The sequence below is a fragment of the Micromonospora sp. NPDC051924 genome, from assembly GCF_055586005.1.
In genome coordinates this window covers 20,831-43,745 of the sequence record NZ_JBVJJA010000010.1, presented here as the reverse complement: position 1 = coordinate 43,745, position 22,915 = coordinate 20,831, and the positions used below count along the sequence as shown (strand labels likewise).

The 22,915-nt window shown below is 73.0% G+C and carries 19 protein-coding genes; 8 read left to right on the top strand and 11 right to left on the bottom strand.

What is annotated here, in order from left to right; all coding sequences use genetic code 11:
• Genes ACZ6S5_RS10505 through ACZ6S5_RS10495 form a run of 3 tightly spaced genes read right to left on the bottom strand, consistent with a single transcriptional unit; the run spans window position 1 to window position 2,580 of the window.
• Window positions 1-804 (bottom strand): MlaE family ABC transporter permease, encoded by an 804-nt coding sequence (locus ACZ6S5_RS10505; protein WP_465999723.1) that lies wholly within the window; start codon window positions 802-804, stop codon window positions 1-3.
• A gap of 1 nt (window position 805) precedes the next feature.
• The gene (locus tag ACZ6S5_RS10500; RefSeq protein ID WP_465999722.1) at window positions 806-1,576 is read right to left on the bottom strand and encodes an MlaE family ABC transporter permease; all 771 of its coding nucleotides are present in this window, start codon (window positions 1,574-1,576) and stop codon (window positions 806-808) included.
• Complete coding sequence (locus ACZ6S5_RS10495) at window positions 1,573-2,580, bottom strand: ABC transporter ATP-binding protein (protein WP_465999721.1); 1,008 nt, start codon at window positions 2,578-2,580, stop codon at window positions 1,573-1,575. The genes ACZ6S5_RS10500 and ACZ6S5_RS10495 overlap by 4 nt, the downstream gene beginning before the upstream one ends.
• A gap of 160 nt (window positions 2,581-2,740) precedes the next feature.
• On the opposite strand from ACZ6S5_RS10495, the gene shbA reads away from it, so the two are divergent.
• From shbA to ACZ6S5_RS10480, 3 genes are read left to right on the top strand one after another with little or no spacing between them, the layout of a single operon-like run.
• On the top strand, window positions 2,741-3,319 hold the full coding sequence (gene shbA / locus ACZ6S5_RS10490) for an RNA polymerase sigma factor ShbA (RefSeq protein ID WP_465999720.1): 579 nt from the start codon (window positions 2,741-2,743) through the stop codon (window positions 3,317-3,319).
• Window positions 3,316-4,188, top strand: coding sequence for a hypothetical protein (locus ACZ6S5_RS10485; RefSeq protein ID WP_465999719.1), 873 nt, complete (start codon window positions 3,316-3,318; stop codon window positions 4,186-4,188). The genes shbA and ACZ6S5_RS10485 overlap by 4 nt, the downstream gene beginning before the upstream one ends.
• A 47-nt stretch (window positions 4,189-4,235) precedes the next feature.
• Window positions 4,236-5,843, top strand: coding sequence for a sensor histidine kinase (locus ACZ6S5_RS10480; protein WP_465999718.1), 1,608 nt, complete (start codon window positions 4,236-4,238; stop codon window positions 5,841-5,843).
• 22 nt (window positions 5,844-5,865) lie between these two features.
• On the opposite strand, the gene ACZ6S5_RS10475 is transcribed toward ACZ6S5_RS10480, so the two are convergent.
• From ACZ6S5_RS10475 to ACZ6S5_RS10465, 3 genes are read right to left on the bottom strand one after another with little or no spacing between them, the layout of a single operon-like run.
• On the bottom strand, window positions 5,866-6,942 hold the full coding sequence (locus ACZ6S5_RS10475) for a hypothetical protein (RefSeq protein ID WP_465999717.1): 1,077 nt from the start codon (window positions 6,940-6,942) through the stop codon (window positions 5,866-5,868).
• Window positions 6,939-7,286: a PadR family transcriptional regulator gene (locus tag ACZ6S5_RS10470; RefSeq protein ID WP_465999716.1), complete on the bottom strand. Its 348-nt coding sequence runs from the start codon at window positions 7,284-7,286 to the stop codon at window positions 6,939-6,941. The genes ACZ6S5_RS10475 and ACZ6S5_RS10470 overlap by 4 nt, the downstream gene beginning before the upstream one ends.
• 42 nt (window positions 7,287-7,328) lie before the next feature.
• Window positions 7,329-8,222 carry an SPFH domain-containing protein gene (locus ACZ6S5_RS10465; protein WP_465999715.1) on the bottom strand — a complete coding sequence of 298 codons (894 nt, stop codon included), beginning with the start codon at window positions 8,220-8,222 and terminating at the stop codon, window positions 7,329-7,331.
• 148 nt (window positions 8,223-8,370) lie between these two features.
• Here ACZ6S5_RS10465 and ACZ6S5_RS10460 point away from each other — a divergent pair, with 148 nt between their 5' ends.
• Both ACZ6S5_RS10460 and ACZ6S5_RS10455 read left to right on the top strand, forming a co-directional pair.
• Complete coding sequence (locus ACZ6S5_RS10460; protein ID WP_465999714.1) at window positions 8,371-8,874, top strand: MarR family winged helix-turn-helix transcriptional regulator; 504 nt, start codon at window positions 8,371-8,373, stop codon at window positions 8,872-8,874.
• Window positions 8,875-8,981: 107 nt separating this feature from the next.
• Window positions 8,982-9,155, top strand: a complete 174-nt coding sequence (locus tag ACZ6S5_RS10455; protein ID WP_465999713.1) for a hypothetical protein — start codon at window positions 8,982-8,984, stop codon at window positions 9,153-9,155.
• A gap of 4 nt (window positions 9,156-9,159) precedes the next feature.
• On the opposite strand, the gene ACZ6S5_RS10450 is transcribed toward ACZ6S5_RS10455, so the two are convergent.
• Window positions 9,160-9,501, bottom strand: a complete 342-nt coding sequence (locus tag ACZ6S5_RS10450) for a hypothetical protein (protein WP_465999842.1) — start codon at window positions 9,499-9,501, stop codon at window positions 9,160-9,162.
• Between ACZ6S5_RS10450 and ACZ6S5_RS10445 the strand changes: the two genes are divergently transcribed.
• Window positions 9,391-10,350: a LysR family transcriptional regulator gene (locus tag ACZ6S5_RS10445; RefSeq protein WP_465999712.1), complete on the top strand. Its 960-nt coding sequence runs from the start codon at window positions 9,391-9,393 to the stop codon at window positions 10,348-10,350. The two genes, ACZ6S5_RS10450 and ACZ6S5_RS10445, sit on opposite strands and share 111 nt — an antisense overlap.
• A gap of 3 nt (window positions 10,351-10,353) precedes the next feature.
• Here ACZ6S5_RS10445 and ACZ6S5_RS10440 read toward each other — a convergent pair whose 3' ends face one another.
• From ACZ6S5_RS10440 to ACZ6S5_RS10430, 3 genes are read right to left on the bottom strand one after another with little or no spacing between them, the layout of a single operon-like run.
• Window positions 10,354-12,165, bottom strand: coding sequence for a glycoside hydrolase family 15 protein (locus ACZ6S5_RS10440; RefSeq protein ID WP_465999711.1), 1,812 nt, complete (start codon window positions 12,163-12,165; stop codon window positions 10,354-10,356).
• A gap of 12 nt (window positions 12,166-12,177) precedes the next feature.
• Window positions 12,178-13,227 carry a glucose 1-dehydrogenase gene (locus tag ACZ6S5_RS10435; RefSeq protein WP_465999710.1) on the bottom strand — a complete coding sequence of 350 codons (1,050 nt, stop codon included), beginning with the start codon at window positions 13,225-13,227 and terminating at the stop codon, window positions 12,178-12,180.
• A gap of 11 nt (window positions 13,228-13,238) precedes the next feature.
• On the bottom strand, window positions 13,239-14,537 hold the full coding sequence (locus ACZ6S5_RS10430; protein ID WP_465999709.1) for an NAD(P)/FAD-dependent oxidoreductase: 1,299 nt from the start codon (window positions 14,535-14,537) through the stop codon (window positions 13,239-13,241).
• A gap of 173 nt (window positions 14,538-14,710) precedes the next feature.
• Here ACZ6S5_RS10430 and ACZ6S5_RS10425 point away from each other — a divergent pair, with 173 nt between their 5' ends.
• Window positions 14,711-15,043 carry a hypothetical protein gene (locus ACZ6S5_RS10425; protein WP_465999708.1) on the top strand — a complete coding sequence of 111 codons (333 nt, stop codon included), beginning with the start codon at window positions 14,711-14,713 and terminating at the stop codon, window positions 15,041-15,043.
• A gap of 12 nt (window positions 15,044-15,055) precedes the next feature.
• Here ACZ6S5_RS10425 and ACZ6S5_RS10420 read toward each other — a convergent pair whose 3' ends face one another.
• Window positions 15,056-16,165, bottom strand: a complete 1,110-nt coding sequence (locus ACZ6S5_RS10420) for a WD40/YVTN/BNR-like repeat-containing protein (protein ID WP_465999707.1) — start codon at window positions 16,163-16,165, stop codon at window positions 15,056-15,058.
• Window positions 16,166-16,836: 671 nt separating this feature from the next.
• Here ACZ6S5_RS10420 and ACZ6S5_RS10415 point away from each other — a divergent pair.
• Window positions 16,837-22,914 carry a DNRLRE domain-containing protein gene (locus ACZ6S5_RS10415; RefSeq protein ID WP_465999706.1) on the top strand — a complete coding sequence of 2,026 codons (6,078 nt, stop codon included), beginning with the start codon at window positions 16,837-16,839 and terminating at the stop codon, window positions 22,912-22,914.
• The last annotated feature ends 1 nt before the right edge of the window (window position 22,915 follow it).

Below are 22,915 nucleotides of genomic sequence, written 5' to 3'. Positions count from 1 at the left end.
TCACCCCGCGATCCGGACGGTGGTGGTGGCGCCCCAGATGGCCAGGGACAGGAAGAAGTCGACGATGTTCACCGCGACGATGGCGGTGCGCACGGCCCGGCCGACGGCGACGCCGACGCCGGCGGGGCCGCCCTGGGCGGTGTAGCCGTACCAGCAGTGCACCAGCACGACGATGACGCTGAACACCAGCACCTTGCCGAAGGACCAGAGCACGTCCTCGGGCGGCAGGAAGAGGTGGAAGTAGTAGTCGTAGGTGCCGGCGGACTGGCCGAAGTACGTCACCGCGATGGTGCGGGTGGCCAGGTAGCTGGCGAGCAGGCCGATGACGTACAGCGGGACGACGGCGATGAAGCCGGCGATCATCCGGGTGGTGACCAGGAACGGCAGCGAGGGCACGCCCATCACCTCCAGGGCGTCCACCTCCTCGGAGATCCGCATGGCGCCGAGCTGGGCGGTGAAGCCGCAGCCGACGGTGGCGGACAGGGCCAGCGCGGCGACCAGCGGGGAGATCTCCCGGGTGTTGAAGTACGCCGACACGAAGCCGGTGAAGGCGCTGCTGCCGATCTGGTCGAGCGCCTGGTAGCCCTGGAGGCCGACCTCGGTGCCGGTGAAGAAGGTGAGGAAGCAGATGACGCCGATGGTGCCGCCGAGTACGGCGAGCGCGCCGGTGCCGAAGCTGACCTCCGCGAGCAGCCGGACCACCTCGCGCTTGTAGCGGCGCAGGGTGCGCGGCGCCCAGGCCAGGGCGCGCAGGTGGAAGGCGAGCTGGCCGCCGAGGTCGTCGAGGTACCGCAGGACGGTCATGTCAGCTGCCCTTCTGCGGGACGACCTGGAAGTACACGGCCGTGACGAGGAAGTTCAGCGCGAACAGCAGCATGAAGGTGATGACGACGCTCTGGTTGACCGCGTCGCCGACGCCCTTGGGGCCGCCCTTGGCGGTCATCCCCTTGTAGCTGGCGACCAGCGCTGCGGCGGCCCCGAACAGCAGCGCCTTCACCTCGCCGACGAGCAGGTCGGGCAGTTGCCCGAGAGCCTGGAAGCTGGCCACGTACGCCCCGGGCGTGCCGCCCTGGAGGACGACGTTGAACGCGTACCCGCCGGTCACGCCGACCACGCTGACCAGGCCGTTGAGCAGGACGGCGACGAGCATCGAGGCGAGCACCCGGGGCACCACGAGGCGGTGGACCGGATCGATGCCGAGCACCTGCATGGCGTCCAGCTCCTCGCGGATCCTGCGGGAGCCCAGGTCGGCACAGATCGCCGAGCCGCCCGCGCCGGCGATGATCAGGGCGGTGACGATCGGCCCGGCCTCGCGGACCACGGCGAGCACCGAGGCGGCGCCGGTGAACGACTGCGCGCCGAGCTGCCGGACCAGGGAGCCGAGCTGCAGGGCGATGACCGCGCCGAACGGGATGGACACCAGGGCGGCCGGCAGGATCGACACCGAGCTGATGAACCAGGCCTGCTGGACGAACTCGCGGACCTGCACCGGTCGCCGGCCCAGGCCGCGCAGGGTGTCCAGGCAGAACGCGAAGAATTCGCCGGGGCCGCGCAGGGCGGCGGTGGGAGTGCTCACCGGATCACCTCCGGCAGCTCGACGGTGGACCGCTCCGCGAACGGGTCGGCGGCCCGGGCGGCGGGCCGGTCGGCGGCGAAGGAGCCCGGTGGCGGGGTGACGCCGTGTTCGCGGCACCACTGGCCGGGGGGACGCTCCGCCCGGCGGGGCAGCCCGTTCGACGGGGGCAGCTGCGGCGGGATCGGCGGCAGCGGCGGCAGCTCGACGCCGGCCTCCGCCTCGGCGGCGAGTTCCTCGGCGTCCTTCTCCTCGGCCATGCCGATCGGGCCGATCCGCTGGGCGTTGAGGAACTGCCGGACCACCGGCTCGGTGCTGGACAGCAGCATCTCCCGGGGCCCGAACATGGCCAGGTGCCCGTGGTAGATCAGGCCGATGTTGTCCGGCACCGTACGGGCGGTGTTGATGTCGTGGGTGACGATCAGGAACGTCGCCTCGGTACGCTGGTTGAGGTCGATGATGAGCTGGTTGAGGTAGGCGGTGCGGACCGGGTCCAGTCCGGAGTCCGGCTCGTCGAAGAGGATGATCTGCGGGTCGAGGACCAGCGCCCGGGCCAGTCCGGCCCGCTTGCGCATGCCGCCGGAGATCTCGCCGGGCAGCTTCTTCTCGGCCCCGACCAGGCCCACCATGTCGAGCTTCTCAGTGACCACGGTCCGGATCTGCGACTCGGACCTGCGGGTGTGCTCGCGCAGCGGGAACGCCACGTTGTCGTAGATGTTCATCGAGCCGAACAGGGCACCGTCCTGGAACAGCACGCCGAACAGCTTGCGCACCTCGTACAGCTCGCGTTCGGACAGCCGGGGCAGGTCCTTCCCCTCGATCAGGATGGAGCCCCGGTCGGGGCGCAGCAGCCCGACGAGGGTCTTGAGGAACACCGACTTGCCGGTGCCGGAGGGTCCCAGCAGGACGGAGATCTCCCCGGCGGGCAGGGTCAGGGTGATGTCCGACCAGACGGGGTGCCCGCCGAAGGACTTGGTGAGTCCGCGTACCGCGACCTCGACGCCCATCGCCCCTCCCTTCGTCTCACTGGGACATCGGGAGGGCGTCGCCGGACGCAACAACTACTTTGCGTGATGCTGACGGGACGGTCGGCGAGCTAGGCAAAACCGCCGGGAGCCCGATAGCGTGCCGGAAACCGGCCGGTAATGAGGGTGCCTCGCGAACGTCATGACGACATCGATCGAGCAAGAGCTCGTCCGCCGGGCCGCCGCGGGCGACCCGACGGCGACCGAGGCGCTGCTCACCGACGTCCGTCCCGGGCTGGTGCGCTACTGCCGGGCCCGGCTGGGCCGGGTCGGCGGCGCGTACACCACCGCCGACGACGTGGCCCAGGAGGTGTGCGTGGCGGTGCTGCGCGCCCTCCCCCGCTACCGGGAGCAGGGCGCACCGTTCGCCGCCTTCGTGTACGGCATCGCGGCACACAAGGTCGCCGACGCGCAGCGGGCGGCCGTCCGGGACGCGGCCGTCACCCCCACCGACGCGCCCCTCGACCGGCCGGACGCCGCGCCCGGCCCCGAGCAGCAGGCCGTCTCGACCGACCTGGCCCGGCGGCTGTCCGCCCTGCTGGACCGGCTGCCCGACGCGCAGCGGGAGATCATCCTGCTGCGGGTCGCGGTGGGCCTCTCCGCCGACGAGGTGGGCACCATCGTCGGCATGACGGCGGCCGCCGTGCGGATGGCCCAGTCCCGGGCCCTGGCCCGGCTCCGTACCCTTGCCGAGGGTTCCCTTGACGAGGTGGCGGCATGAGCGAGCGCACGCCGGGCGGCGGCGACGAGGCGATGGATCTGGACATCCTCGCCCGCGACGACGTGCTGCTCGACGCCCTCGGCCGCGGCGAGCCGGCCCCCGCCGGCGACCCGGTGGCCGAGATGCTCGCCGCCTGGCACGCCGATCTGGGCGACGACGTCCCGGCCCCGGTGCGGCCGGCGGCGCTGGACGCCGGCCCGACCCCGCCCGCCGCCGGCCGCCCGGCACCGGACGCGCCGCCGGCCCGGCCCGCGGACGGGCCGACGCCGCTGTCCGCCGCCCGGTCGGCCCGCCGGCGACGGCCGTGGGCCGTACGCCTCGCGGCGGCCGCCGTCGCGCTCCTCGCCCTGGCCGCCGGGCTCGGGGTGAGCAGCCGTACCGCCGGGCCGGGCAGTCCGCTCTGGTCGCTGACCAAGGTGCTGTACCCGCAGCAGGCGGAGGTCCGCGACGTCGAGGAGCTGATCACACGGGCCCGCGCCGCCCTCGACGCCGGCCGGCTCGACGAGGCCGGACAGCTCGTGGAGCGGGCGCGCCGGGAACTCGCCGACGTCACCGACCCAGCTACCGTCGCCCGGCTGCGCGCCGAACTCGACGCGCTGACCCGGGACCTCGCCGCGGCCCGGGCGCCACTGCCGTCGGCGGTGCCGAGCCCGTCCGCGCCCGCCACCGGGCCGACCACACCGGCGGCCCGCCCCTCGTCGGGTGGGACCTCGGCTCCCCGGCCACGGCCCTCGGGGTCGACCAGCTCCCCCGCTCCGGGCAGCTCGCCGACCACTACCGGACCGCTGCTGCCGCTGCCCGAGCTGCCGTTGCCGTCCCTGTCGCCGCTGCTGCCCCTGCCGCTGCCCACCGGTGGCGTGCTGGACTGAGGCGGCGCTTTCGCGCGACATTCCCGGCACTCCGCTACTGTGCTGCCGTGAGCGCAGGAGGGGCGGGCGGGATCGCCGGCGACGGCCGACGGTCGCGGCTGACGACCAGTCGCCGGCTCAGCGCCATGATGATCGCCATGACCGTGCTGGTGCTCGCCGGCGGCGGGGTCGGCGCGGCGGCGTTGTCGCACACCGCCGCGGTCTCCAACCGCCTGGCCGACCGGATCTCCCCCGCCCGCACGGCGGTGAGCCGGCTGGAGACCGGGCTGCTGGAGCAGGTCGCGGCGGTACGCGGTTACCTCATCACCGGCGATCCGGCTCTGCTGCGGCCGTACGAGGACGGGATGGCCGCCGAGCGCGCGACCGCGCAGCGGGCCCGCGACCTGCTCGCGGACGAGCCGGAGGCCCGTCGTGATCTGGACGCGGCGCTCGCGCTCGCCGACCGGTGGCGCGCCGATTACCCGACCCGGTTGATCGCGGCCCGCCGGGCGGGCGCCACCCCGATGGAGCTGGCCCCGGTGGTGGAACGCGGGCGACTCGCCTTCGACACCGCCCAGGCCGCCTTGACCGGGCTGGAGGCCAGGTTGGACCGGGAGCAGGCGACCGGGCGGGCCGACCTGGACGACGCCCGCGCGCTGCGTGACCTGCTGTTCGTGGCGGTCCTGGCGACCCTGCTGCTGTCCAGCATCGTCATCTCGATGCTGGTCCGGGTGACCGTGCTGCGCCCGCTGGGCCGGCTGGGCGCCTCGGTGCGGCAGGTCGCCGGCGGCGACTTCGACCACCGGCTCTCGCCCGAGGGCCCGGCCGACATCGCCCGGCTCACCGCGGACGTGGAGACGATGCGCCAGCGGGTCGTCGACGCGCTGAAGACCAGCCGGCGGCACCGGGACGCCCTCGAACAGCAGGCCGCCGAGCTGCGCCGCTCCAACGAGGACCTGGAGCAGTTCGCGTACGTCGCGTCGCACGACCTGCAGGAACCGCTGCGCAAGGTGGCGTCGTTCTGCCAGATGCTCCAGCGCCGCTACGCCGACCAGCTCGACGAGCGGGCCCGCCAGTACATCGGGTACGCGGTGGACGGCGCGACCCGGATGCAGAACCTGATCAACGACCTGCTCGCCTTCTCCCGGATCGGCCGCGTCTACGGCGAAGACCAGGAGGTGGACCTGGCCGCGATGCTGGCCCAGGCCGAGGCGAACCTGTCCGAGCCGATCGCCGAGGCCGGGGCGGAGATCGTCGGCGATCCGCTGCCCGTCGTGCACGGCGATCCGACGCTGCTCACCATGCTCTGGCAGAACCTGCTCGGCAACGCGGTGAAGTTCCGCCGGCCCGACCGGACGCCCCGGATCCGGGTGGAGGCCGTCGAGGACGCGACGGAGTGGTCGTTCGCGGTGGCGGACAACGGCATCGGCATCGAGCCGAAGTACGCCGACAAGATCTTCCTGATCTTCCAGCGGCTGCACCCCCGGGGCGCGTACGACGGCACCGGGATCGGGCTGGCCATCTGCAAGAAGATCGTCGAGTACCACGGCGGCACGTTGCGGCTGGACGACTCGTACACCGAGGGCGCCCGGTTCGTCTTCACCCTGCCGAAACCGGCGACGGCGGTGGCCGTGCCGGAGCAGGCCGGCGAGCGGACGCCGGTGGCCCCGGTCTGAGCACGGGACCGCCGGCGGTCGGTCAGGCGGCCGGCCGATCCCGGTCGGCGGCCCGGCCCAGGGCGACCATGCGCAGCGTCTCCTCCCGGCGGCGGACCAGCAGCACCCCGGCCAGGAAGGTCACCAGCGGCACCAGCACCAGCAGCGCCCACTGCGCCGGCACCAGCGGGATGGCGTGTCCCATGTGCACGGTGGACACCGCCCAGCCCGCGAGGGCGGTGTCGATCGCCAGGGCCAGCGCGCCGACCGGCGCCAGGAGCACCAGGATCCGTCGCCGCACCGCCGGGGCGAGCGTGACCACGGCGACCAGGACGGCCAGGGCGGCGACGGCCAGGCCGGCGACGTAGAGCCAGATGACCGGCTCGCTGTCGGCCTCCAGCCCGTGGAAGCTCTGGTACTGCACGACGGCGTCGGTCAGGTGGAACAGCGGGCTGGTGACCCGGTTCAGCTCCAGCAGGGCCGCCGCCGCCAGCGAGGCGAGCACCGCCGCCGCCAGCCGGCGGGCGCCGAGCACCGCGACCGCGCGGCGCGGCGGCGACGGCACGGTGAGCGCCGCGGCCGCCACCACGGCGAGCGCGAACTGCGGCAGGGTGTCGACCACGTAGGACGGTTGGTCGACCACGCCCGGCCCGACCAGCACCAACCAGCCGGCGACGCCGGCCCAGGCGAGCCCGGCGGCCACCCGTCGCAGGCCGACCAGGGCGGCGACCGCGACGGCCGCCCAGCCGGCCACCCGCAGCCAGTCGACCGGGTCGGGCCCGGTCGCCCGCAGCGCCGGCGGCAGCGCGGGATCGGCGACGAGCTGGTCGGCCAGGCTCTTGCCGGCGGCGACGCAGAGGACCAACGCCACCAGGACGCCGGTGACGGCGGCCGCGTCGACCCAGGCCGGTTCGGTGAGTCCGCGTACGCCCACCCGCACCCGGGCACGCAGGCCGGCGCCGATCAGGTTGACCACGTCTCCGGCGTCGGGTCGCGTCTGACCGGGCCGGGCCCCGGCGAGAAGGACGGCGAGCATCTCCTCCTCGTACGCCCGGCGGTGTTCCCAGGGGTAGACGGCGAGCAGCCGACGGTAACGGCGCTCCAGGCGGTCGGCGGTCACGCCGCTCCTCCCTCGGGGAGCAGGCCGGCCCGGCGCAGCCGCCGGCCGGCGGCGTCGGCGTTGCGGCGCAGCCGGGCGACCTCCTCGGCGAGCCGGGTCGCGCCGAGCGCGGTGAGCCGGTAGTAGCGGCGCAGCCGGGACTGCACCACCTCCTCGCGGTCGACCTCGATGAGGCCGTCGGCGCGGAGCCGGTCGAGGACGGCGTACAGGGTGCCGGCGCGCAGCCGGACCCGCCCGTCGGAGATGCGCAGCACGTCCTCGATGACGGCGTACCCGTGCTGGGGTGTCTCGGCCAGCGCGGTGAGGACCAGGAACGTGGGTTCCCGCAGCGGAGTGTCACTCATGCACGGCAGAATATACCGACAGCCGGTATATGCGCCGCCCGGTCACCGCTCGGGTCGGTGCCCGTCCCCCTCGGCGGCCGCCGCCACGCTCTCGGTGACCGGGCCGAGCACCGGCCCGACCGGGGTGGCCTGCTCCTTCGGCCCGCCGGGCGCCGCCGGCTGCCGCTCGGCGCCCTCGGAGTACGCGTTGAAGAACTTCAACAGCTCCACCGGGAAGGGCATGACCAGGGTGCTGTTCTTCTCCGAGGCGACGTCCACCACCGTCTGGAGCAGTCGCAGCTGGTACGCCCCGGGCGTGTTCGCCATCGCCCGGGACGCGTCGGCGAGCCGCCGGGACGCCTGGAACTCGCCGTCGGCGGCGATCACCCGGGCCCGCCGCTCCCGCTCGGCCTCGGCCTGCCGGGACATCGACCGCTTCATCCCCTCGGGCAGTGCCACGTCCTTCACCTCGACCCGCTCGATGAGCAGGCCCCACGGCTTCTCCGTCGGCGCGTCGATGACCGCCTTCAGCTCGGCGTTGATCCGGTCCCGGTCCCGCAGCAGGGTGTCGAGATCGGCCTTGCCGATCACCGAGCGCAGCGCGGTCTGCGCCACCTGGAGCACGGCCGACGGGTAGTCGCGCACGTTGACCAGCGCCTTCACCGGGTCGACCACCCGGTAGTAGACCACCGCGTCGACGGTCAGGGTGACGTTGTCCCGGGTGATGACGCCCTGCGCGGGGACCCCGATCACGGTGGTCTGCATGCTGACCCGGACCATCCGGTCGGCGACCGGGACGATCAGGTGGAAGCCGGGCTGCCGGATGCGATCCTGCACCCGACCGAACCGGAACACCACGCCCCGCTGGTACTGCTGCACCAGCCGGACACTCAACGACAACGCGAGCGCCACGAGCACGACGACGATGACCAGCGCGATGGCGACGGCGGCTCCCATGGTCCCCCTCGATCCCGGAGGCCTCCGCCTCCCGGCGCCGCGCCTACCCACTGCGCCGCGTTTCACGCCTGCGCGCCGCGACCGCGCGCCATCCGCCCCGGCCGGTCGGGACCGGCCCCGGGCCGGAGCGGCTGCGAGAATGGTCGACATGTCACCATCCGCCGCGGAGCCCGACCGCGCCGTCGAGGCGCTGATGGCCGCCAGCCGGGCCTTCGTCGGGCTGGCCGCCCGGTCCCTCGCGGACCTCGACGCCGACGTGACCCTGCCGCAGTTCCGGGCGCTGGTCGTGCTGGCGACCCGGGGCCCGCAGCGCGCGGCGGACATCTCGGCGGAGTTGCAGGTCGCCCCGTCGACCGGGACCCGGATGTGCGACCGGCTCATCCGCAAGGGCCTGATCCGCCGTACCCGGTCCACCGCCGACCGGCGGGTCGTCCGGCTGCGCCTCACCCCGACCGGGGAGCGGCTGGTGGCGGAGGTGATCCGGCGCCGCCGGGAGGAATTGTCGCGGATCGTGGCGGCCACGGCCGGCTACTGGCAGCCGGCGGTGACCGAGGCGCTGTCCGCGTTCGCCGCCGCCGCGGGCGAGGTCCCCGAGCAGGAGTGGTGGCTCGGCTTCGCCGCGCGGAACGAGGAGGCGACCGCCGACGCCTGACGCGGTTGCCCTGGCACAGGCGGTTGCACAGTGCAATGATTGGTCTGTGCACGAAAACGCCTGACGGCGCTGCCGGCCGGCGCCGCCCCGCCATGAGGGAGGCAGTCATGGAACGCGACGGACGGCACGAGGTCGCCCGGATCGACGACACGGTCACCCCGGCCAACCTGCACGAGCGCGCCGAACGGGTCGCCGTGCCCGACTTCGACTACCTGGCCCAGACGATCGAGGGCATCGCCGAGGGGCTCACCCACCCGCGCCGCGAGCCGGCCGGCGGTTGACCGGTCAGCCGGTCCGGACCAGGTCCGGCGCGCGCCGCGGCGTCCGGTCGGGCCGGGGCAGCAGCAGCGGGGTCGCCAGCATAAGCAGCCCGGCGACCGCGATCGCGGCACGCGGTCCGGTGACTGCGGCCAGCAGCCCCCACAGCGCGGTCAGCGCCCCGACGACGGCGTTGCTGCTGATCGACCAGGCGGCGAGGGTACGCGCGACCCGCTCGTCGGCGGTGTGCGCGAGCCGGTGCGTGGCGAACACCGGGTTGAACACGCCCACGCAGGCGATCAGCCCGAACTCGACGGCGATCACCAGCACCAGCCCGGCGACGCCGGGGCGGACGAACGCCAGCCACACCGACCAGACCGACAGCAGGCCGTCTCCAAGCGGGTCGCCGCCCTGGAGAAGCAGCTCGGAGTGCGGCTGTTCACCCGTACCGCCCGCGGCGCCCGGCTGACCATCGACGGGCAGGCGTTCCTGCCGCACGCCCGCAACCTGCTAGCGGCCGAGGAGCGGGCCGTGGCCTCCGTACGGCCGGGCCGCCGCGCGCTCCGGGTCGACGTCATCGGCCGGCGGATCGCCCCGGCGGGCCTGCTGCACGACTTCCACCGGGCGCACCCGGGGATCGAACTCGACGTGGTGGCCCTGCTCGACATCGAGGAGGCGGTCGCCGCCGTCCGGTCCGGCACGATCGACGCCTCGTTCCGCGCCGTCACCGGGCCCCTGCCGGAGGGCGTGGTGGCCACCCGGGTCCTCGACGAGCCGCTCCAACTCCTCACCGGCCCGGCGCACCCGCTCGCCAGGGCCCGCACGGTCACCCCGGCCGCCCTGGCCGGGCACCGGATCTGGATGCCCGGGATCGTCACCGGGACCGAGTGGGCCGCCTACTACGCGGCGCTCGCCGCCGCGTTCGGCCTCACCATCGACGCGACCGGGCCGAACTTCGGCACCGAGGCGCTGTTCGACGTCGTCGCCGAGTCCCCCGTGGTGGCGACCCTGGTGGGCGAGCAGGCCCGGCTTCTCTGGCCCGCGCAGCACGACCTGCGGCGCATTCCGCTGCGCGACCCGACCCCCGTCTACCCGCACTCGCTGGTCCGGCGCGCCGACAACCGGCACCCTGCGCTCGCCGCGCTCCGTGACCACCTCGGCCCGACGCCGCCGCGGGTCGACGCCGCGACGTGGGCGCCGGCCTGGGCGGCCACGTGACGGCTACGCGGGGGTTTGTTGCTCGGCCCGGCTGGCCGAGGTGCGGGTGCTGGCTCCGCTGAGCTGGCGCGCCGAGTTGACCAGCCCGACCAGGCTGAACGCCTGCGGGGTGTTGCCGAGCTGCCGGCCGGCCGCCGGGTCGTACTCCTCGCTGAGCAGGCCGACGTCGTTGCGCAGGTCGAGCAGCCGGGCGAAGAGTTCCTCCGCCTCCCCGGTGCGGCCCGTGTTGTGCAGGGCGTCGACCAGCCAGAAGGTGCAGGCGAGAAAGGCGCCCTCGCCGCCGGGCAGCCCGTCGACGTGGTCGTCGTGCTCCGGCCGGTAGCGCAGCAGGAAGCCGTCGACGCAGAGGTCGCGGCGGATCGCCTCGACCGTGCCGACCACCCGCGAATCGGTCCACGGCAGGAAGCCCATCCGGGGGATGAGCAGCAGCGCCGCATCCACCCTTCGGGAGCCGTAGTACTGGGTGAAGGTGTTGCGGTCGGGGTCGAAGCCGCGGGCACAGACCTCGGCGTGCACGGCGTCCCGCTGGGCGCGCCACCGGTCCACCGGGCCGTCGAGGCCGTACCGCTCGACGGCGGTGACGGCCCGGTCGAAGCCGGCCCAGGCCATCACCTTGGAGTGGACGAAGTGCCGGCGCGGTCCGCGGACCTCCCAGAGGCCGTTGTCGGGCCGACGCCAGTTGCCCTCCAGGAAGTCCAGCAGGGCGCGTTGCACGTCCCAGGCCTCCTCGGTGGCGGCGATGCCAGCCTCCCTGCTGAGCTGGAGGCCGTCGAGCACCTCGCCCCACACGTCCAGCTGAAGCTGCTCGGCGGCGGCGTTGCCGATCCGCACCGGACGGGAGCCGGCGTACCCACCGAGCCAGTCGAGGGTCTGCTCGGGAATCCGGCGGGTGCCGTCCAGGGCGTACATGATCTGCAGGTCGGCGGGGTCGCCGGCGACCGCGCGCAGCAGCCACTCCCGCCACGCCTTGGCCTCGGCGACGTACCCGGTGCCGAGCAAGGCCTGGAGGGTGAAGGTGGCGTCGCGCAGCCAGCAGTAGCGGTAGTCCCAGTTGCGCGGCCCGCCGAGCTGCTCCGGCAGCGAGGTGGTGGCCGCCGCGAGGATGCCGCCGGTGGGCGCGTAGGTGAGCGCCTTGAGCGTGATCAGCGCCCGGCGCACCGCGTCCGGCCAGCGCCCGTCGTACGCGCAGCGCGCGACCCAGGTGCGCCAGTACCGCTCCGTGTCGGCGAGCGCCGCGTCCGGGGCGACCGGGGTGGGCCGGGGCAGGTGGGACGGTTGCCAGGTGAGCACGAACGGCACCCGCTCCCCCGCCGCCACGGCGAACTCGGCGACCGTGGACCGGTCCGCGCCGTGCAGCGGCACGTCGGTGCGCAGCCAGGCGGCGTCCGGGCCGGCGACCGCGCCGAGGTCCCGGCCGCGCCGGCGGACCCAGGGCACGATGTGGCCGTAGTCGAAGCGCAACCGCAGGTCCATCCGCATCGGCACCCGCCCGGAGAGCCCTTCCACGATCCGGACCAGGTCGGTCGTCCGGTCGCGCGGCGGCATGAGGTCCACCACCCGGACGCTGCCGTCCGGGGTGTCCCACTCGGACTCCAGGATCAGCGTGTCTTCCCGGTAGCGGCGGCGGGTGGCCGGGCCGCCGGCGGCGGGGGCGAGCCGCCAGTGCCCGGCCTCCTCGTCGTCGAGCAGGGCGGCGAAGCAGGCGGGCGAGTCGAAGCGCGGCAGGCAGAGCCAGTCGACCGAGCCGTCCCGGGCCACCAGCGCGGCGGTGTGCAGGTCGCCGACCAGCGCGTAGTCCTCGATCGGACGGGGCACGGCGCCCTCCTCTCAGTCGAGGGTGAGAACGACCTTGATGTCGTCGGGTCGCGGGGTGAGCGCCTCGGCGAACCGGCTCAGCGGTATCCGACGGGTGATCAGCCGGTCCAGCCACTCCGGGTCGGCGGCGGCGAGGGCACGGGCGGCGGCCGCGTAGTGCCGCAGGTTGGCGTTGACCGAGCCGACCACCACGTCGTTCTCCAGGACGAGGTCCCGGTTGGTGGCGCCGGCGTCGACCGGGATGGTCCGGCCGCCGGAGGAGACGCCGGTGAGGCAGACGATCCCGTACGCGGCGGTGCCGTTCATCGCGTCGACGACCACCCGGCCGGCGCCGGTGGCCTCGATGACGACGTCCGGGTGGAGCTTGTCGGTGACCTCGGCGACCGGGCGGCTGTGATAGGTCGCGCCGAGCGCGGCCACCGCCGCCGGCTTCGGGCCGTCGTCGGCCAGGTCGAGCACGTGTACGTCGAGGCCGCGCTGGACGCCGAGCAGGGCGGCCAGCAGGCCGATCGGCCCGGCGCCGGTGACCAGCGCGGTGCTCGGCTCGTACCAGGAGCGGGCACCGACCCGGTCGACCTGCTCCCACGCCTTGGCGACCACGCTGGTGGGTTCCATGAGCACGCCGACCCGGGCCAGCTTCGGGTCGAGCCGGACCGCGTAGTCGGCCTCGACGGTCCACAGCTCGCTGCCGTAGCCGTGGCGCTCCTTGATGCCCCGCTCGGTGTAGCGGCCGTTGCGGCACATGTCGAACTCGCCGCGGGCGCATGCCCCGCAGGGCACCGGGTCGGGCCGGCGGACCACCCCGACCACGAGGTCCCCCGCGGCGAAGTCGCCGCCGGCCGGGGCGTGGCGGACCCGGCCGAGGGACTCGTGGCCGAGCACGAGCCGGTCGTGGCCGGGCGGGGCCCAGCCGTAATGTCCCCGGACGATCTCCTTGTCGGTGCCGCAGATGCCCAGCGCGACGCCCTCGACCAGCAGTTCCCCGTCGCCGGGGGTCGGCTCGGGCAGGTCGGTCAGGGCGGCGGTGTCGGCGTGCTGCGGGACGACGGTCAGGGCGCGCACGGCGCCTCCTCTCAGGCGTGAACGGTTTCCGGGGTGCCGGTCTCCAGCGGCACGGCCGGTCCGGACACCAGGTCGAGCCCGACGGCCGGGCGGGAGCCCAGCGCGGTGAGCAGCCAGTCGGCGGCGACCCGGGCGCGTCCGGCCGGCAGCGCGGTGAGGTGGTAGCCGCGGGTCACCGCCCGCGCGAGGACCCCGGACAGGGGGACGTGCAGCGGGGCGGCGGCCGCCTGCCAGCCGCCCAGGTCGACCACGAAACCGAGGTCGCGGTGCCGGTACGGACGGCGGCGCCCGGTGCCGTAGCTGGCCGCGATGTTGTCGGCGGCGAGCCGGCCCTGGCGTACGGCGTGCTGCGCGGTCATCGGCGTCGCCTGGCCGGGGTGCTGCGGGTCGGGCACGGCGGCGGCGTCGCCGCAGGCCAGGATCTCCGGGCGCCCCGGCACGGCCAGGTACTCGTCGACGGCCAGCCGGCCGTGGTCCAGCGGCAGGCCGGTGGCCTCGACGAGGGGGTCGGGGCGTACCCCGACGCACCAGATCAGCGAGTGGGTGGCGAGGGTACGGCCGTCGGTGAGCCGGAGGCCGGTGGCGGTGGCCTCCTGCACCGAGACGCCCAGGTTCACCTCGACGCCACGATCCCGCAGCACCCGCTCGGCGGTGGCGGAGAGCCGGGGCTGCATGCCGGGCAGCACCGTGTCGGCGGTGTCGAAGAGCAGCCAGCGGATCGGCACGTGGGCCAGCCGGGGGTGGCGGCGGGCCAGTTCGCGGGTGAACAGCTGCCCCTGGGCGGCGACCTCGGTGCCGGTGTAGCCGGCGCCGACCACCACGAACGTGCAGCGGGCGGCCCGCTCGGCCCGGTCCTCGGCGGCGTCGGCGAGTTCGAGCTGGCGGACCAGGTGGTCGCGCAGGTACAGCGCCTCCGGGATGCCGCGGAAGCCGTGCGCGTGGTCGGCGACACCGGGGATCGGCAGCAGCTTGTTGACGCTGCCGGCGGCGAGCACCAGGCGGTCGTAGTGCGGGCGGTCCCGCTTCCCGGTGGGGTCCCGGTAGCCGACCCGCCGGCCGGCCACGTCCAGCTCGTCGACCTCGCCGAGGACCAGCCGTACGCCCGGCAGCGCCTCGGTGAGCGGCACCGCGACGTGCCGCGGGTCGAGAACGCCGCCGGCCACCTCGGGCAGCAGCGGCAGGTAGAGGAAGTAGTCGGTGGGGTTCACCAGGGTGATGTCGGCGCGGCCCCGGGCAATGCGGGACAGCCGCCGCGCGGCGTGGAACCCGGCGAAGCCCGCGCCGACGATGACGACGTGCGGTCGTGCCATGGGGGCCTCCTCACGATGTGTGCACCGTGGAGACCGCTACCCGGGTCGGGATGCCGGAAACCGCAGCGGCGGAAAGATTCGTTGCACAGTGCAATCGTCGATCGGCGGGGACGCCCCTGCCCTGGTAGGTTGTCGGGCGGCCGGACAGTGTCCCCGGGGAGCCTCACGCGTTCATGAGCGGCGAAGAGATCGTCGTCACGGTGATGGCCGACTACGGCTGCTTCCCGCTGTGGGGTGGTCGCGCCGGCCACCCCGGTGACGTGGACCCGCGTCTCCTGCCGATCACGCCGGCGCTGGTGCGCGACCTCCTGGCCTGGGCGCGGGCGTACGACGACACCCTCGATCGTGCCGACCCGCCGGCGTCCGGGTTCCCGACGCCGGAACACCAGGAGCGCTTCCACCGGCGCGGCGAGGACCTGGCCCGGGAACTGGCCCGCCAGTTGCCCGACCGCTACCGGGTGCGGTACTTCGACGGCCGTACCGGCCGGACGTGCGACGTCAGCTGACCTGGCGGTCCCTCATTCCACGGTCACTGCGGTCCAGGTGCCGCCGTCGTCCTCGCTGCGGAACAGCCGACCGCTGGGCACGCCGCCGAGTGCGGCACCGTGCGTGCTGGTCAGCCACAGCACTCCGGCGCCGACGGGAGCGAGGTCGGCGACGACCTCGGTGGTGGGCAGGGGCACCAGGCTCGGATCCCAGGGGTCGGCGCGCAGGTGCTCGGCCCGCAGCGGCACGGTGCGGTGCCGCCACGGTCCGGCGAGGTCGTCGGCGTCCCACAGGTCGCGCCCGGCCGCCGCCCAGAACCGCCCGTCCGCGCCGACGACCGCGATGTCCGGTCCGGTGGGGGTCGTCGGCAGCCGGTACGGCCCGACCCAGGATCCGCCGACGTCGAGGTAGGCATAGCTGCCCGCCCACCGCGCGGGCGCCTGGTTGTGCCGTTCGGCGCGGAGCAGCAGCAGCGTCGGCCGGCCGGGCCGCACCACCGGGGTCAGCCAGGTGGTGGCGTGAGCGGGCACCTCCGGCGGCGCGGGCAGCGGGGTACGGGCCCAGGTCTCGCCACCGTCACGGGTGGTCCACAGAAGATCGGCGCGCCGGCGGTCGATGGTGACGAGCAGGCCGTCCCGGTCGGTGCTGAAGGCTGCCTGGAGGATGGGACGCTCGTCGGCGCCGGCGAACGAGGTCCAGGTTGCCCCGCCGTCGTCGGTGCGGGCCACCCGCCACGCTTCACCGTGGACGAGCGGGCTCACCGGCAGCCACAGGCGGCCGGGGGCGAGGAAGTGGAACCTGCCGGTGGATCGGTGCGCGTCCGGCGGTGAGCTCAGCGTCCAGGTGCCGCTGGCGTCCTGCACGGCGGCGACCATCGCGGCTGGTCCGGCCGCGTCGACGGGCTGGCCGTTGACCCGGTGCGGCGGCCACAGCCCGAGTACCAGGGCGGCCTGGTCGGCGTCGAACGCGGTAACGCTGCTGCTCGGCTGCCCGCGCCAGGACAGCCGAGGCTGCCAGGTGGCCCCCGCGTCGTCCGTGCGGAGGAGCAGGTGGTCGGCTGGCCCACCGAGGCAGGCCCAACCCGTGGTAGGTGAGACGAAGTCGGTCCGGCCCACCGCCAGCCCCGCTGTGGGAGGTGCCACCGCGGGCGCCGACACCCGGATGGCACCGCCGGCGGTCACCGTTCCCGCTTCGGGTCGTCCATCTCGTCTGGCATGCCCCGGTGGTCCCGGTCACCGACGAGTCGCGCGAGTTGGGAGGTCAATCCACCACCTCTGCCCGGGGAAGTGCTTCCCGGGAGATTCTGGCAGCCCCCGACCCGCCGCCCGCTCCCCTGAGCCCGATTCGGCGCGAAAATCTCGGAACCACCGGTCCGATCCCCGCCTGGCCCGCCGATCGACGTTCAGTCACTCTTAGTGATCGAATCTAGGGAACTTCGACCACCGTCGCAGGTCGGGCGCGGCTGTCACCACTAGAAGTGGTGACAGCTGGGTCATCGATGATGGTCGCTTATACCTGGGCGGACACCGATGATCAAGAGCTGATCGGCTCAATACTCCTGGTCGATCGTCCTATCAGGAGAAACTTCCAGGTCCGTAGCCTCTTTCTCACTATCCATCGAGCCCGTACGGGGGAGGACATCGTGGACAGTCGTACGACTGTGCGCAGAAAATGGACAAGGAGATTTGGCCGGACTGGACGTCTGATCGCGTCCGGCCTAGCCGTGACACTGGCCGTCTCGACCACGAATCAGCTGGCCGTCACGCCGGCCGCCGCAACCCCGAGACCGTCACCACGAGTAGTCGGGCCGACGGTGTCGGAGCGTCCGGACGAGGCGGCGGCACTGACCACGGCCCGGATCACCGGCAAGAAGGTGAAGATCACCGGGTTGACGTCGGAGACGTCGGAGTTCTGGGCGTTGCCCAACGGCTCGGTGCAGGTGGAGATGCACCTCGGGCCGGTACGGATGAAGGACACCGACGGCCGGTGGACACCGGTCAACTTCAACCTGGTCCAACAGCCCGACGGGTCGGTCAACGCGATCGCCCACCCCGGTCACCTACGACTGTCCGGCCCGGCCGGCGCAGGTGACCACGACCTGGCCACCCTCGGCACCGGCGACCAGCAGGTGTCCCTGGGCTGGTCCGGACCGTTGCCCCGGCCGACGGTCGAGGGCACCAGGGCCACCTACCCGGACGTCCGCCCCGGCGTGGACCTCGTCGTGGAGGCTACCCGCACCGGCTACGAGCAGTTCCTCGTCGTCAAGAACCGGGACGCCGTCGCGCAGGTCCGTAGCATCCCGCTGCCGCTGCGCGGCAAGGGCCTCACCGTCGCGAAGAACGACCAGGGCGGCTTCGACATCCGCGACAGGTCCCGCCACCTCGTCGGGGTTTCCCCCGCGCCGACCATGTGGGACGCCACCGTCGACCCGCGCTCCGGCGTCGCCACCCGGCACACCACCGTCGCGACCCGCGCCGCGGCCGCCCGCGCCGCCGGGGCGAGCGCGCAGGTGACCCTGACTCCCGACCAGGCGTGGCTGACCGACCCGAAGACCCGGTTCCCGGTCACCATCGACCCGGCAGTCACCCTCAAACCGAACTACGACGCCTTCATCGAGAGCGACTACACCAGCGACCAGTCCGGTGCCACGGAACTGCGTGCCGGCACCTACGACGGGGGCACCACGAAGGCCCGGTCGCTGCTCAGCTTCCGCAACCTCGGCTGGTTGCAGGGCAAGCAGGTCCAGGCCGCGACGCTGTACCTCTACAACTTCCACTCCTGGTCCTGCTCGGCCCGGCAGTGGGACGTGTGGGAAACCCTCTACTCCGACTCGACCGCCCGGTGGACCAACCAGCCCACCTGGGTCAAGGTCACCGGCTACTCCAGCGTGACCAAGGGCTACAGCGGCTGCAGCGGCGGATGGGTGAACGCCTCGGCGACCGGGGCCTTCGCCGACACGGCCAACGGCACGTCCTCGACCACCGTGAATCTCGGCATCCGGGCGCACAGCGAGACGGACAACTACAGCTGGAAGAAGTGGGACTCGATGGAGGGGACCAACGACCCCTACGTCAACCTCACCTACAACACCCCACCGACCGTCAGCTCCCGCGCCACCGTGCCGTCGACGGCGTGTGCGACCGGCTCGAACCTGCCCTACATCAACACCACCACCCCGCAACTGCGGGCGCAGATCACCGACTCCGAAGGCTCGTCGGTGAAGGCCGAGTTCGAGTGGGTCACCGGCGGCGGCAGCCACATCGGCAGCGCGATCATCGGCCCCGGCGCCTCCGGCTCCTGGCTCGCCACCAGCGTCCCCGCCGGCGCCTTCGCCAACAACACCACCTACTCCTGGCACGTGCGCGGCAACGACGGCTCGGTGAACGGCAACTGGAGCAGCTACTGCGCCTTCATCATCGACACCACGGCGCCGGCCAACGCGCCCACGGTCTCCTCAACGGCCTACCCCGAAGGGCAGTGGGGCGGCGCGGTCGGCACCGCCGGCAACTTCACTTTCGGGGCCTCCGGAGTGATGGACGTCAGCGCCTACGAGTACGGGCTGAACACCAACCCGCCGAACCAGTCGGTGAACGCGGTCAGCCTGGGCAGCACCGCGACAGTGTCCATCACGCCGACGACGGACGGGCCGCAGACGCTCTACGTCCGCTCCCGGGACCGGGCCGGCAACGTCTCGCCCACCCGGGCCTACCTGTTCTCCGTCGGCAGCGGCGCGGTCACCGCGCCGAAGACCGGTGACATCACCGCCGCCAAGACCGCGATCACCGGCGTCGGCCAGGCCGCGGCGACCGGCGTGACGTACCAGTGGCGGCGCGGCGACGCGGACACCTGGACCGACATCCCGGCCGCCGACGTCACCGTCGCGGCCGGCGGCGGCGCGGTCACCTGGCCTGTGCCGACCAGCGGCAACGGCGCCTTCCCCAAACTCAACTGGGATGTCGAGGCCACCCTCACCACTGTCGACCCCCAGTCCATCCCCCGCGACGGGCCGCTGCAGGTCCGCGGCACCTTCGTCGGCGGCACCGGCGGCACGTCGAGCGCCGTGAAGATCAGCTTCGACCGGAACCAGGCGTCGGCGGCGTCGCAGGAGATCGGGCCGGGCTCGGTCAACCTGGTGACCGGCAACTACGGCCTCTCCGACACCGACGTCTCGGTGGACTCGTACGGTTCCGACCTGACCGTCGGCCGGTCCTACAACACCCGGCGGTCGACGCAGACGGACTCGGCCAACATGTTCGGCCCGGGCTGGGTGTCCGGCGCGGTCGTCGATGAGGCGTCCTCGCCCTACACGTCGCTGACCGTCTATGGCTCCCTGGTACAGGTCGGCACGCCGGACGGCGACACGATCGGCTTCACCAAGAAGACCTCGACCGACTTCGACCCGGAGATCGGGATGGAGGGGCTGAAGCTGACCTACGCGAGCGCGACCGACTCGTACGCGCTCAGCGACGAGGACAGTGACACCACCACCTTCACCCGGGTCACCGGCTCGGCCACCGGGAAGTACTTCCCCACCGCCGTCACCGTGCCGGGCAACAACCAGACCACCACGCTGAGCTGGGAAAAGGCGACAATCAACAACACCGAGATCGTCCGCCCGACCCGGATGCTGGCGCCGGTGGCCGACGGGGTCAACTGCGCGACCCTCACCCGGGGCTGCCGGGCGCTGACCTTTACCTACGCCACGGCCACCACGGCCACCGGCAGCGCCTCGGACGGTTGGGGTGACTACGCGGGGCGGGTCAAGGAGATCAGCTTCACCGCCTGGGACCCGGACCTGCCCACCCCTGCAATGCGTACGGTGGCGATGGCCCGCTACACCTACGACGACGCCGGTCGCCTGCGTGCCGAGTGGGACCCCCGCCTGGATTGGGACAACAACGGCACCACCACCCACCTCTGGGACACCTACGACTACAACCTCGACGGATTGCTCAGCCAGGTCACCCCGAGCGGGCAGCAGGCGTGGCAGCTCGGCTACACCACCATCCCGGGCGATCCGGGGATCGGCCGGCTCAACCGGGTCACCCGCTCGGCCCTGTCCGCCGGCACGGCGACCACCACGGTCGTCTACAAGGTGCCGGTCTCCGGCACCGGCGCCCCGTACGACCTGTCCCCGGGGCAGACCACCCGATGGGCGCAGACCGAAGGGCCGACCGACGCCACCGCGATCTTCCCGGCCAGCCAGGTGCCCGACGGTGACCCGACCGGCGGTGCGCTGCCCACGTCGTACGAACGCGCGACCGTCACCTACCTGGACGCGAACGCCCGCAGTGTCGATATCGCCCAGCCCGGCGGCGGCATCAGCGCCACCTGGTTCGACAGCTTCGGCAACGTGGTGCGGACACTCAGCGCCGGTGACCGGGAGCTGGCGTTGAACGCCTCCAGCACGGACGACGCGGCGGCCGAGACAGCTCTCGCCAAGAGCCATTCGACGCTCAACAGCTACTCGCCCGAGGGCGAGCGGCTGCTCTGGACCTACGGTCCGGAGCACGACGTCATGCTCGACAACGGCACCACCATCCGCGGCCGCAACCGCACCGCGTACACCTACGACGAGGGCGCCCCGAACGGCGGCCCCTACAACCTGGTCACCACGCAGGACGAGAGCGTGCACTACTGGGACGCCGGCGGGGTGGAGAGCGACACCGACGTGCGCCGCACCACCACCCAGTACGACTGGAACCTGCGTCAGGCGACCGTCTCGACCGTCGACCCGTCCGGCCTGGCGCTGACCAGCCGCACCACCTACGACACCGTCACCGGCCTGCCCACCTCGGTCACCGCGCCGGCGGGCGGCACGACGACCAACACGCCGTCGACCCGGCAGACCGTCTACTACCGGGCCACCTCGGGATCGGGTTACAGCGAGTGTGACCTCAAGCCGGAGTGGGCGAACCTGCCCTGCCGGGTGCAGCCCGGCGGACAGGCGGCCAGCGGTCCGGAACTGCCCGTCACGGTCACCACGTACGACATGTACAACCAGCCCCGGACCGTGGCGGAGAGGACCGGCGCGGGTACGCTGCGGACGGCCACCACCACGTACGACGGCGCTGGCCGGACCTACGAGACGTCGGTGACCGCCGCGACCGGAATGGGCGCCGCCGTGCCGACGGCGCGCAACGTCTACGACCCGGCCAGCGGCCAGCTGGTCCGGACGCAGTCGGTGGTGGCCGGCACGGTGACCGCGGAGCTGATCCGCGGGTACGACACCCTCGGCCGGCTGACGTCCTACACCGACGCCGACGGAAACACCTCCACCACCACCTACGACCTGCTCGGCCGCATCGCGACGAGCAGCGACGGCATGGCGGACCGGACCTACACCTACGACGGCGGCACCGAGCGGCGCGGTCTGCTCACCTCGGTGACCGACGCGCAGGCCGGCACCTTCAGCGGCAGCTACGACACCGACGGCAACCTCACCAACGAGAACTGGCCGAACGGCGTCACCGTCACCCGGCAGGTGGACGAGGTCGGGAAGGCCGTGGGGCTGGGCTACGCCAAACCGGGCTGCGGCGTAGGTGACTGCAACCTCTACAGCGAGTCGGTGACCGCCTCGGCGCACGACCAGTGGCGGGAGCACGTCTCTACCCTGTCCGAGCAGCACTACGGCTACGACGCCGCCGGTCGCCTCAACGCGGTCAACGACATCGTCGGCGGGCAGTGCACCACCCGCACGTACTCATTCGACACGGCGAGCAACCGCAGGTCGCGGACGAGTTACGACCCGACGTCGGACGGCAGCTGCCAGGCCACGACGTCGTCCGCCAGCCAGTCGTGGACCTACGACTCCGCCGACCGGGTGAACACCACCGGGTACGGCTACGACGCCCTCGGCCGGATCACCACCCTGCCAGCCGTGGACACCACCGATCCGGCCGGCGGCACGGTCACGACGACATACCATGTCACCGACCTGGTCGACACCATCACGCAGGGCAGCCGCACCACCGACTACACGCTGGACGTGAACGGCGAGCGGATCCGATCCTGGACCGACAACGCCAGCGGCGCAGCGGTGCAGGCCACCCACCACTACGACGGTGATGACGACAGCCCGGCCTGGACCCAGGAATCGGCCACCCGCTGCACGCGGAACGTGGCCGGGATGGAAGACATGGTGGCGACCTGGGACAGTGACAGCGGCACTCTCGACTGGCAGGTCACCAACCTGCACGGAGACGTCGTCGGCACCATCCACGACGCCGACCAGGGCCTGTCGAGCACGGGTGAGTCGACCGAGTTCGGCACGCCGCGGGACACCACCGGGGTCGGCAAGCAGCGGTACGGGTGGCTCGGCGGCAAGCAGCGGGCGTCGGACACGCCGTCGGGGATCACCCTGATGGGGGTCCGGCTCTACAACAGCGCCACCGGCCGGTTCCTCCAGGTCGACCCGGTCTACGGGGGCAGCTGCAACCGGTACGACTACGGCTGTCAGGATCCGCTCAACAAGTTTGATCTGGACGGGCGTTGCTGGAATCCATTCAGGCACAACTGCTGGACCCGTCACGTCGCCGCCGTCAGCTGGGACGTTGCCAAGATCTCCTGGTACTCCCTGTCGTACGTCGACGGCTACGGGGAAGCTCGGGCAGGCTATGGCGCGTACCGGTTCTATCGGGCACAGCGAGCAGTAGGCCGATGGGCCAGATTCCGCCCGCTCGGGAAGGGACTGAAGAGGTGGCGACGCATCGGCAACGCTGCCGGCATGATCTCCGGGTTCAACGATTTTCGCTCGACGTGGTCGAACATGAACTACCACATCAGCTGTCTCGCCCACCACTGTCAGACGGCCGCCGATGACCGGCGGTACGCGAGAAACCTGCGGCGAGAATTCAGCTGGACGCACCGCAGATACGCACGGTGGGTCTGAG